We start from the raw sequence: 6,068 nt of genomic DNA, 5'->3' as shown, positions 1-6,068 counted from the left end.
AGCGCCTTGGAGAGCTTCAGGCCGTGGTGGTTCCAGACGCCGGTGGCCGGGTCGATGGAGAAGCTCACAATCTTTTCGGGCGTGGAGTGGGCCACGTCCTCGATGTCCATGCCGCCTTCGGTGGAGGCGACGACCGAAATCCGGCTCGTGTCGCGGTCCACCAGCAGGGACAGGTAGAATTCCTTGGCGATCGCCGCGCCTTCTTCGATGTAGAGGCGGTTGACCTGCTTGCCCTTGGGACCCGTCTGATGGGTCACCAGCACGCGGCCGAGCATTTCCTCGGCGTTGGCCTTGACCTCATCGACGGACTTGACGACCCGGACCCCGCCCTTGGCGTCTGGTCCGAGGCCTTCGAAACGGCCCTTGCCGCGTCCGCCTGCATGGATCTGGGACTTCACGACGAAGACCGGACCGCCAAGGTCCGTTGCGGCCTTGACCGCCTCGTCGACAGTAAATGCGGCATAGCCGCGCGGTACCGCCACGCCGAACTCGGAGAGGACGGACTTGGCTTGATGCTCGTGGATGTTCATGAGGCCGCGGAACGCGTGATCGGGAAGTCCGCCGGGCTCGACGAACGGCCGGGGTTATAGGCGCCACGCCGCGTTGTGGCAACCGCGCCACGCCAAGAAAAAACCAGCTTACCTGGCGTGATATCTATTGATTTGGGCCGATAACGCGGATTTTCGGCGACCCAAAAGCGCCCCGTCGAAGGCGTCCAACGGGCGATGGGTACAGGCTTTCAGCTACGGTCGCGCTGTCGAAAACCGGCGCCATTCATGTCCGCCCACGCACCTTCACCTTGTAGCTTTACCTTGCGTAATGCCGTGCCTAGCGAGGCGGTGCGACAATGTGCCCAACCCTCACCCAGCCGGCGCGGAGCCGCTCAGCGCGGGCGGGCCTTCCACTGCTCGCGGCTCTGACCCCAGACGTCGATGGTGTCGTTCAGCGGCGGCGGCAGGACGGCGTGGCGCAGGATCGTCGAGCCCAGGCGCCGGGCGACGTTCTGCGAGTTGATGTTGCCGGGATCGATGGTGTGGATCACCTCGGTCCAGCCGAGATGATCGAAGGCCCAGTCGATGGCCGCGGTCGCGCCCTCGACGGCGTAGCCCTTGCCCCAGGACTCGCGCGTCACGCCCCAACCGACCTCGGTGCCCGGCCAACCCTCGGGCTGCCACGGGCCAAGACGTCCGACCCAGCGGCCGCTGTCCTTTTCGATGATCGAGAACATGCTGAAGCCGCGGACCACCCAGGCGCCGGTCATGGTGCACATGGTCCGCCAGGCGATCTCGCGCGGCTGCGGTCCGCCCAGGTGGCGGTTGACCTCCTCGTCGGCGGCGAAGGCGGCCCAGCCCTCGAAGTCCTCGGGGGACGGCGGGCGCAGGATCAGGCGGGCGGTTTCAAGCGTGGGTCCAAGGCTCATGGGCTCCATGTTCCGACTATTCGCCGCCCCCGACCAGATGGTTCAGTCACCATTCAGGCGCCGACCTTGATCCTGCCTCGCTCGATATGAAGGAGACAGGTCATGACGTTCGACGGCGAGCCGCCCCTCACCCTGGCGCGAGACGAGGCGCCCGACGCTTCCCCGCGCCTGGGCCGCAAGGCGCTGATCGGCGGCGTCGTTGTGGCCTGCGTGGTGGGGCTTGGCCTGGGCTTCGCCGCCAAGCCTCAGTTGATCGCGACCGCGCCGAAGCCGCTCGCCATGCTCCCAGCTTCGAAGACCGGCGAGCGCCAGATGGCCATCGAAATGGCGCAGCCCCCGCCCGAGGCGCCGGCGGCGAAGACCTCGCCCTTGGAGGTGATGTCCCCGGAACTGGCGCGGGCCGCGGCGGCCAACACCCCGCCGCCCTCGCCGCGGGTCATGGACGTGGGCGCCCCAGATCCCGAGGCGATCGAGCCGTGGCCGGCCGGCCGCGAACAGGCCAGCTTCGATTGCGCGCGCGCGGCGTCCTATGCGGAGGAGGTGGTCTGTTCCGATCCGGCGCTGGCGGCGGCCGATCGGCATCTGGCCCGGGCGTTCCAGCGAGCGGTGCGGCTGGGCGTGCCCTACGACCTGCTGGAGGCCGAGCAGAATAGCTGGATGGTGGTCCGGGAAGAGGCCGCGCGGCGCTCGCCGCGGGCGGTCGCGGCCATCTACGATCAGCGAATCGAGCAGCTGAACGCCATGGCGCGCGGTGAGGGTCCCGACTGGTGAGCCGGGACCCTTTCGCAGTCGTTCTTAGCCGAGCATGTCCTTGACGGTCTCACGCTCGCCGACGAGTTCGTCGTTGGTGATCGCGATCTTGCTCTTGGCGAAGTCGTCCATCTCGTAGGAGGTGATGACGTCGTAGCCGGTGGCGGTGGTCTTGACCGGCATGCCGGCCCAGACGCCTTCGGCGAAGCCGTAGCGGCCCTCGCTGGCGATGGCGACCGAGTGGACGGCGCCCACGGTGGTCAGGTCGCGCACATGGTCGATCAGGGCGTTGGCGGCCGAGGCGGCCGACGACAGGCCACGGGCCTCGATGATCGCCGCGCCGCGCTTGCCGACGGTCGGCAGGTAGTCGTTCTTCAGCCAGGCCTCGTCGCCGATCACGTCAGCAGCGGCCTTGCCGCCGATCTTGGCGTGGGTGAAGTCGGCGAACATGGTCGGGCTGTGGTTGCCGTAGATGAACAGCTCGGAGACGTCGTTGATCGAGACGCCGGCCTTCTTGGCCAGCTGAGCGCGGCCGCGATTTTCGTCCAGGCGGACCATGGCGGTGAAGCGGTCGGCGGTCAGGCGCTTGGCCTGGCTGGCGGCGATCATCACGTTGGTGTTGCAGGGGTTGCCGACCACGGCGACGCGGGCGTCGTCAGCGGCGACGGCGTCGATCGCCTTGCCCTGGGCGATGAAGATCTTGCCGTTGTCCTTCAGCAGGTCGGCGCGCTCCATGCCCGGACCGCGCGGCTTGGAGCCGACCAGCAGGTTCCAGTTCGCATCCTTGAAGGCGACGTTCGGGTCGTCGGTCAGGACCATGTCCTGCAGCAGCGGGAAGGCGCAGTCTTCCAGCTCCATCGCCACGCCCTTGAGCGCCTTCTGGGCGCCTTCGACCGGGATCTCGAGCAGTTGCAGAATGACCGGCTGGTCCTTGCCCAGCATCTCGCCGGAGGCGATACGGAAGAGGAGGGCGTAACCGATGTTGCCGGCGGCGCCCGTGACAGCGACGCGGATCGGCTTCTTCGTGGTCATGGAACTGTCCCGTGGTTGCAGTGCGGAATTCGCGGGCGGTCTAGACCCGCAAAGGCGGTCCGGCAAGGCCAAGTGAGCGGCGCCGGCCAAAGCCGGCCTCACCTTTATCGCCCGCAAGGGTCGCCTGGAGAGCACGATGTTCGAGTTGGATGAGGCCTTTATCGCCACCTCGGCGGCCCTGGGCGACCTCCCCCTAAGTCACGTTCGGCTGCAGGACGACGCCCGTTATCCGTGGATCGTGCTGATCCCGCGCCGCGCCGGCGCGCGCGAACTCGAGGACCTGGACCGCGAGGACCTGGCGGCGCTCACCGACGAGATCCTGGCCGCCGGCCGCGCCGTCCGGGCGCTGGGGATGAGCGTCGACAAGCTGAACGTCGGGGCGCTGGGCAATGTGACCCCCCAGCTTCACGTCCATGTGGTCGGCCGCCACGTCGCCGACCCGGCCTGGCCTGGCCCGGTCTGGGGCCATAGCCCCGCCCTGCCCTACACGCCGGCGGATCTGGAGACGGTGACCGCCGCGGCGGGCGCGGCGCTCGGGCTCTAGTCGCGCTTCAGGGTGACGGTCGTGCGGGTTCCGGCTTCGTCGAGCACGCCGGACCACGTCCCGCCGCTCGCCGGATCAAGGGTGATGGTCGTCGTCGGGGCGCCGGGACGCGACTGGAAATTGGCGCGCAGCTGGCTTCCCATGCGCTGAACGCTGGCCATGAAGCCCGAGGAGTCGGTCGCCCCGCGCCGCCGAGGGTCGCGCCACGCGCCCTCCAACTGGCCCTGCCCCTTGTCCACGAACAGCAGCGCGTACAGCGGTTGGCCGCCGGTGGTGCTCAGCATCCAGGCGCCGTCGAGCGGCCCCTGTAGCCCCTGAGCCGAGGCGAAGGACGAGCGCAGGCGGCTCTCGTAGCCGAGTTCCGCCCCGTTGAGCGGAGCCTCCGGCGTCTTGTCATACTCGTCCACATGCACCGGGGCGCTCAGCTTCGGCGCGGGAGGCCGCGCATAGGACTGCGGCGCGTAGGCGCCCGGGGCCGGATTGTAGGGCGCCACGGCGCGCGGCCTGTAGGGCGCTGGGCTGGGCGTATAGGGAACCGGGCCACGCGGCGGATAGGACGCCTGAGGCGCGGGGGCGGTCACGGGGGCGTAGGGGTACGTCGTGGCGGCCGCGGGAGGCCGCGCATAGGGCGACGGGGTCGGCGCGGGCGGCGCGGCTTGCTGCGCGGGCGGCGCGCCGACCTGCTCGGCCTGGTCCTCGTCCATGGCTGGCGACTGCTCGAGCAGGGCGCCGATCGGATCGACCACGTCTTGAGCGAACGCCGGCGGCGCGGCTATCGCGACCAGCGCGGTGAGACAGATCGAAGTCTTGAGCAAGAAGTTCAAAATACGCCTCACGCTCGGGCGATAGCATCCGCAACGGCGATCAAACGCCGCGCCTCGACCAGATGCAATCGCTCCACCATACGTCCCTCGACTCGAATAACCCCCTTAGCGGCGTTTTCCGGCGAATCGAAGGCCGCCACGATGGTGCGCGACCACGCAACCTCGTCCGCCGCGGGGGTGAAGGCGCGATTGGCGGCCTCGATCTGGCGTGGGTGGATCAAGGTCTTGCCGTCGAAACCGAACTCCGCGCCCTGATCGCACTGGCGGAGCAGGCCCTCGTCGTCGTCGATGCCGTTGAACACGCCGTCCAGGATCACAAGTCCGTGGGCGCGAGCCGCGGCCACCGACAGCGATAGCGGCCCGGCCAGGGCCGCGCGCTCGACGGTCAGCCGGCAGCGCATCTCCTTGGCCAGGTCGTTGGTCCCGATCACCAGGGCGGCGAGCCCAACGCCGGCGCCGGCGATCTCGCTCAGGGCGAACAGGCAGGCGCAGGTCTCGACCATCGCCCACAGCGGCACGCCGCCCGCCTCGGCCGCGCCATAGGCCCGCAAGTCGTGGGCGCTCGACACCTTGGGGACCAGGATGGCGTCCGGCCGCGCGTTGATAGCCGCGGCCAGATCCTCGAGCCCCCAGGGGGTGTCCAGGCCGTTGACCCGGATCACCACTTCGCGCCCGCCAAAACCGCCCGCCCGCACCGCCAGGGCCGCCTGGTCGCGGGCCAGGTCCTTGGCGTCTGGGGCCACCGCGTCCTCAAGGTCCAAGATCACGACGTCGCAAGGCAGCTCGCGGGCCTTTTCGATGGCGCGCGCATTGGCGGCGGGCATGTAGAGGGCGCTGCGGCGCGGCCGGACTGCGGTCAATTCTCTAGCTCCGGAAGGATGGCTAAGCCGCAGTCATAAGGGCTAGGATGACGTCATGACCACCCGCTATGACGAAGGCGCCAAGAACGTGTTGGGCGGCGAACTGATCGCCTGCTCGCTCGATCCCGTGACCGGCTTTTTCCGCAACGGCTGTTGCGAGACCGGGCCGCATGACCTGGGCCTGCACACGGTCTGCGCGGTGATGACCGCCGAGTTCCTGGCCTACTCCAGGTTGGTCGGCAACGACCTCTCCACCCCGATGCCGGAATACGGCTTCGCGGGCCTCAAGCCCGGCGACCGCTGGTGCCTTTGCGCCCCGCGCTGGAAAGAGGCCCTGGACGCCGGCGCCGCCCCGCCGCTGGTGCTGGAAGCCACTCACGAGGAAACCCTGGCGATCGTCACGCTCGGGGTGCTGAAGGACCACGCGGTCGAGGCGTAGGGGCGATCGACATTCAGCCGAACGCGCCGCCTTTTCCCCGCTCATCCCGGCGAAGGCCGGGACCCAGACCGTAGAGCACGAAATCTAGATTTGCGTTCGAGCACCGGGGCTTCATCTGGGTCCCGGCCCTCGCCGGGATGAGCGGGTTCGGTGCGAAAACACCGAATATCGATTGGTCCCAGCGCCTCAGATCAGCGGA

Annotated in this window: 8 protein-coding genes; 3 read left to right on the top strand and 5 right to left on the bottom strand. The window is 68.8% G+C overall.

The window, feature by feature from the left end:
- The coding region (locus Q7T84_RS15060) for an ATP-grasp domain-containing protein (protein ID WP_304810407.1) at positions 1-530 on the bottom strand (530 nt) is incomplete at its 3' end.
- 353 nt (positions 531-883) lie between these two features.
- Positions 884-1,420 carry a GNAT family N-acetyltransferase gene (locus Q7T84_RS15055; RefSeq protein WP_370653668.1) on the bottom strand — a complete coding sequence of 179 codons (537 nt, stop codon included), beginning with the start codon at positions 1,418-1,420 and terminating at the stop codon, positions 884-886.
- A gap of 102 nt (positions 1,421-1,522) precedes the next feature.
- Between Q7T84_RS15055 and Q7T84_RS15050 the strand changes: the two genes are divergently transcribed.
- Positions 1,523-2,191 (top strand): lysozyme inhibitor LprI family protein, encoded by a 669-nt coding sequence (locus Q7T84_RS15050; protein WP_304810402.1) that lies wholly within the window; start codon positions 1,523-1,525, stop codon positions 2,189-2,191.
- Between the two features lie 24 nt (positions 2,192-2,215).
- Here Q7T84_RS15050 and Q7T84_RS15045 read toward each other — a convergent pair whose 3' ends face one another.
- Entirely contained in the window at positions 2,216-3,202 is a 987-nt protein-coding gene (locus Q7T84_RS15045; protein WP_304810400.1) for a malate dehydrogenase, read from the bottom strand.
- Between the two features lie 136 nt (positions 3,203-3,338).
- Between Q7T84_RS15045 and Q7T84_RS15040 the strand changes: the two genes are divergently transcribed.
- Positions 3,339-3,746 (top strand): HIT domain-containing protein, encoded by a 408-nt coding sequence (locus Q7T84_RS15040; protein ID WP_304810399.1) that lies wholly within the window; start codon positions 3,339-3,341, stop codon positions 3,744-3,746.
- On the opposite strand, the gene Q7T84_RS15035 is transcribed toward Q7T84_RS15040, so the two are convergent.
- Positions 3,743-4,570, bottom strand: a complete 828-nt coding sequence (locus Q7T84_RS15035) for a hypothetical protein (protein WP_304810397.1) — start codon at positions 4,568-4,570, stop codon at positions 3,743-3,745. The two genes, Q7T84_RS15040 and Q7T84_RS15035, sit on opposite strands and share 4 nt — an antisense overlap.
- Positions 4,571-4,578: 8 nt before the next feature.
- Positions 4,579-5,430: a CoA ester lyase gene (locus Q7T84_RS15030; RefSeq protein ID WP_304810395.1), complete on the bottom strand. Its 852-nt coding sequence runs from the start codon at positions 5,428-5,430 to the stop codon at positions 4,579-4,581.
- 55 nt (positions 5,431-5,485) lie between these two features.
- Here Q7T84_RS15030 and Q7T84_RS15025 point away from each other — a divergent pair, with 55 nt between their 5' ends.
- Positions 5,486-5,869 (top strand): DUF2237 family protein, encoded by a 384-nt coding sequence (locus Q7T84_RS15025; RefSeq protein WP_304810392.1) that lies wholly within the window; start codon positions 5,486-5,488, stop codon positions 5,867-5,869.
- Positions 5,870-6,068: the final 199 nt, after the last annotated feature.

Origin of the sequence: Phenylobacterium sp. (assembly GCF_030654915.1) — a bacterium.
Classification (GTDB): Bacteria; Pseudomonadota; Alphaproteobacteria; order Caulobacterales; family Caulobacteraceae; genus Phenylobacterium.
Note: the sequence above shows the minus strand (reverse complement) of the source record. Positions and strands in the feature narration are given on the sequence as shown.